Source organism: Lachnospira intestinalis, from assembly GCF_040095895.1.
GTDB lineage: Bacteria > Bacillota > Clostridia > Lachnospirales > Lachnospiraceae > Lachnospira > Lachnospira intestinalis.
In genome coordinates this window covers 1-4,818 of record NZ_JBBMFS010000025.1, presented here as the reverse complement: position 1 = coordinate 4,818, position 4,818 = coordinate 1, and the positions used below count along the sequence as shown (strand labels likewise).

The 4,818-nt window shown below is 44.4% G+C and carries 2 protein-coding genes and 2 pseudogenes; 1 reads left to right on the top strand and 3 read right to left on the bottom strand.

Annotation, left to right across the window (positions count from 1 at the left end; all coding sequences use genetic code 11):
- The 3 genes and pseudogenes from WMO37_RS14785 to WMO37_RS14775 all read right to left on the bottom strand — a co-directional run.
- The coding region (locus WMO37_RS14785; protein WP_349155401.1) for a M64 family metallopeptidase at positions 1-3,017 on the bottom strand (3,017 nt) is incomplete at its 3' end.
- Between the two features lie 306 nt (positions 3,018-3,323).
- A pseudogene (locus tag WMO37_RS14780) lies at positions 3,324-3,548 on the bottom strand (DUF5688 family protein); the annotation flags it as partial.
- A gap of 14 nt (positions 3,549-3,562) precedes the next feature.
- The gene (locus tag WMO37_RS14775; RefSeq protein ID WP_349155400.1) at positions 3,563-3,910 is read right to left on the bottom strand and encodes a helix-turn-helix domain-containing protein; all 348 of its coding nucleotides are present in this window, start codon (positions 3,908-3,910) and stop codon (positions 3,563-3,565) included.
- A 146-nt stretch (positions 3,911-4,056) separates the two neighbouring features.
- On the opposite strand from WMO37_RS14775, the pseudogene WMO37_RS14770 reads away from it, so the two are divergent.
- A pseudogene (locus tag WMO37_RS14770) lies at positions 4,057-4,818 on the top strand (IS3 family transposase); the annotation flags it as partial.

Here is a 4,818-nt window from a genome sequence, read left to right as displayed (position 1 = left end):
CCACCGGGAGAGATTGTTCCACCGATACCTGCCGTTGCGGTAATCTTGTAGCTTGCTGTACCGCTCGGAGGCGTTATCGGCGCTGTATCCTCCGTAAAACTCCAACTTCCACGGAATACCACGGTTGTGCCGTTTAGGTTGCCGGCATCCCAGCCCGAAAAAGCCCATGTGCCGTTTTTACCATCCTTTTGTGCCTGAATGCGTGTTGTGGAGGTATATTTCTTATCCACAGCCGCCTTCGCCTGTTGCACACTCGAATAGGAGCTGCTATTTAGCGGCAGCGTTGCGCCTGTCGGGAATACAGAGCCCCAATTGTATTGCACCGTATAATTTTTTGTCACCGGCGGCTCGGGGCGTTCCTCAGACCTTTTATAAATATAACGAATCGTCATACCACTGTTCGGGACAGCATTTTCCATCCCCTCCGCTTTAACAAAAGTGTAGCCGTGCAGTTCCTGCGGCGGCTGCCAATCAACCTTTTTGCCTACCGGAACAGTAAAGGTAGTCGGCATGGTGTTTGGAACATCTGTGCCATCCTCCAGCTGATATTGGATGGTGACATTGACATAGCGCTGCTGCTCCGTATCATCATCAGCCAATACCTCGCCTGTCGCATGATCTACAATCTCAAAGCCGATGGTATCGCCGGATTGCAGAATGGCATTCTCCGGAATCGTGTAAACCAGAGAGCAGTTGACAAGGCCGGAATTAAAGTCGCTGCCCTCGTAATCCAACGCACCCTTTGTCCAGAATTTGCTTTTCTCTTTCCAAACAGGGATGTCAAACTCCTGCGTAGTGAAAACCTGCTCCCCATCTGTCGTGACCGCTTTTTCGCCGTTGGAATGTTCCACCCACAGGCGCAGGGTCACAGTCTTCGCTTGGGTATTCGAAAGATTTTGTATAATGGTGCGCAGCTCAACCTGCTGCCCCTTCATGCTGCTATAATCAAAGCTGTTTTTACTGCCGCCGCTTAATAGACGGCTATTCCTGTCATTTTGATAGCTCGCATATGCGGAGGAATTCGCTGCCTCAAAGGCAGAAGGATCTTTTGTGGGATTTCTGTAACCGCCGATATACTTTTTCACCTCAGGAACAGCCACATAAAGCGCAGGGGGATTTGTAATGAGCTGACTCATGACCTTTATGCCCTGTAGCTTGCACACATCGCAAAAATCATTCTGAAAGGTCTCTCGCATCAGACAATCCCTGCTGGAATTATAGGTATAAGGATAGTAGTCAAGATGCGGGCAGGTATAGGTATTACGGAAGCCAAGCAGCTGCTTCCACTTCACTTTCGTGGGATCTTTTGTTGCAGTCATATTCAGTGATGTAGTGTAATTCCACTCATCTACAGGAACAGTGCTATAATTATATTCATCTCCCAGATGGAACAGACCGTGTCCCAGTTCATGCCGCTGGGTAAACGCAGAATATGCGTTTCTCGCTGACGCAACAATATAGTGAATACCATATTGTTTATTATCATGAGAGCCACCGAAATACTCACCGCTATTCGCCAACACAACGAATTGGTTGATATTTTCATACACATAATCATACTGTCTATAATTATGATCCATCGTGTTTTCGTTTGGATGCGTTTCATTAGGAATATGTGCGTCATGAATCTTCTCGATAAACGCAGGGCCTATGATGCGCTCCAAAACATGATTGCGCCAGTTCCCTTTGTTAGTAGAAATTCCTCCTTTGGCGGTCGCAGCAAAAAATGTGCTGGTACCGCCATAGCCATCCACCGATGCCGTGCAGAGTGCATAGACATTAAAGCGATCCGCCATGCTGCGATATGGCTCTATCTGCAATACCTCCCCCCACAGCTTTTTTACATCCTCGACAAACTGCTTTTGCTGGCTTTTGGTGTAGCCCTCGGCGCAGTACACAATCACCATGTTCTCCTTATCGCTGCGAGGCTTCTGGATTGTATACACCGGTACGGTTACATTTGCATATGCAGGATCCTCAGTGTAGAGGGTACTCATCTCCAGCTGTAGATACTCATCCGTGTTCACATTCCAGTCACCATTCACATCCTCTCGCACAGCGCCGGATATGCCAATGCTGTCATCCGGCGCATCCGGTGCGGAAACAACATAGGGGTCCTGTGCGCTCTGTCCTGTGCCGGATGATACGGTGTAATTTTCCGTATTCAGATAGAAGGCAGGACGAACGCCGTAATATCCCTTATAGGGTGCGTCACGCAAAATATTCCCTTGAGGGGTCACAAATCGCATATCATGGTTACAGGTTGTAATCGGTGTACGCAGCCAATAGTTCCATGCTACACCGCTTCTGTTTTTTGCGATATGGTAGCCGTTCAGGTTATCATTAACCGTTTTGAGCTGCTGAACATCCAGCAGAAAAACTCTATCCCAAATATATTCATAATGGGCACTGTCATACCCATCCGCTACCGTATCAATTGTGGTGTTATAGGGAAGATCAACACCGGCTGCGTCGATATAACCTGCCGTATACTCCGGATGGGAAACGATAGAACACTGCTTCACCGTTCGAATCGCTCCCAGCTCATCCGAACGAAAGCTGCGAAGGAAGCCCTCCTTTTGGTCATATGCTGCCGTTTTAGGATAGACAGAATCCTCTGTTGGCGGATTTCCGCAAAGCCATTTCACTTTTCCTGCTTCAGCGTTGGAATTGAGCCAAGAACGTATGTTGCTGTCTCTCCAGTGGTTAGAACCAAAATTATCTCTCCAGCTATTGCGCCGGTGCGAGCCTGTTTCGGCATTTTTGTTGGTTTTTGCATCATAGGGCATGTAATCACACAATACTCTATCCGAAAGCATCAATGGCCCATTGCTATCCTTCGCTACACAACGCCACACAATTGGCACTCCCCCATAAGTACCCATCTGAATGTAGTCACCAATTTCGATGGTTGGCTTGTTATCTGCCGCCCTAACCTGCAAAGGGCATAGCACCAAAATTACCGCAAGCAGCAGAGATACCGTTCGTTTGCCATATTTATGTTTGATAATATTCATAAAGTCCTCCTTTTGTCATTCTCTCCTGAGCGTCATTCACGGTCAGTAGGCTTCTACCCCCCCCCATTTTTGACATATGTCAATTTATACAATTGCTGCATCATCGATATTCACCTCATTTCTACTTGAGTTATTGCAAAAAATAGGTCTTTCTGCGATAACCCCTTGTGCCAAATGCTGAAACACCTTCATAAAGATGTAATAGCTTATTTATTTTAGAAAAGTATCCGACAAAAAACTCTACACTTCCGACAAAAAATATATATATTTCTCAAATCGTATCATGGCGATGTACATTTGTCAATGAAGTGACACCTCAAGATCACCACAGTCCTGATACTTCTTATACATGTCATTGATATAAATCGTAGGCGAAATATTCCTGCCTTCCTCTCGTAAGATGATGCCATCAAGAGTCACATTCACCTTTTCCACGGGTTCTGCCACAAGCTCCATTCCTTTGAACTTCTCAGGCATATAATCCATAAACTTTTCTTTTACTACTTCCTTAAAAATCTCGTAATTCATCATATTACGGTTCCTCCTTAATCTAAATTGTCATACAAAATCCCTTCATCCTCGGAATTTTTGTGTTCTCTGTAACTGTTGTCTTCTTCGATTCCCATATCAAAAGTGGTATGAGATTTTCTTTTCTTTCTGTAATAATTCTTGAGAAACATGCACTTTCTACAGTCCTCACAGAATAATTCTTCCGGCGGAATGCCAAGTGCCTTTGCAATCCTGTTCAACGTTCCCGTCCTTGGAACTCTTGAACCATTTTCGTATTGGGCAATTCTTACATCACCTCTATTTTCAAAACCACTTTTCTCGCCCAGTTCCCTGAATGTCATTTTTTGTCGTTTTCTGTAATATCTGATTCTTTCTCCTACCACTGTTTGTCCTCCAAATCAAAAAAAGCAGGGAACATAAGTCACTGGCTTACATTCCCCGCAAGGTTAATTGTGGATAGGCTACAATTAACTGGACAGATTTTTTAAGGTCATATAATCTATAATAAATACACAAAGGAGCACTCATTATGACCGAACCAAAACAACGAAGAAAACCTCGTAAATATACCGATGAATTCAAACAGCAACTGGTGGAACTATATCGTTCCGGCAAACGCAGATGCGATATCTGCCGTGAATATGACATTGCTACTTCCCTGTTTGACAAATGGGTAAAGCAGGCATCCAATTCCGGCTCTTTCCATGAAAAAGATAACCGGACTCCAGAGCAGGAAGAACTGATCCGGCTTCGGAAAGAAAACCAGCAGTTAAGAATGGAAAATGATATTTTAAAACAAGCGGCGCTGATCTTAGGACGAAAGTAAATGTGATCAAAGCAAATGCTCACAAATACTCTGTATCAGCAATGTGCCGCGTCCTACAGGTAAATAGAAGCACTTATTATTATGAAGCAGCAACAAAAAAAGATGAATCAGAACTTACTGCAGACATTCAGGAAATTTTTAGAAAAAGCCGGAACCATTATGGTACACGAAAGATCAAGAAAGAACTGGTTGATTGCGGGAAACAGGTATCAAGACGCAGGATTGGACGGATCATGAAACAGGAAGGTTTGATATCAAGCTATACTACAGCTCAGTTTAAGCCGCAAAAAGACAGATGTAATGAATCAAAAGTGGCAAATGTGTTGAACCGACAATTTCAAAACCAGCCATACCGTAATGTGGTGGTAAGTGATTTAACTTATGTAAAGGTAGGAAACCACTGGAATTATATCTGTATACTGATAGACCTTTTTAACAGGGAAATCGTTGGATACAGTGCAGGAG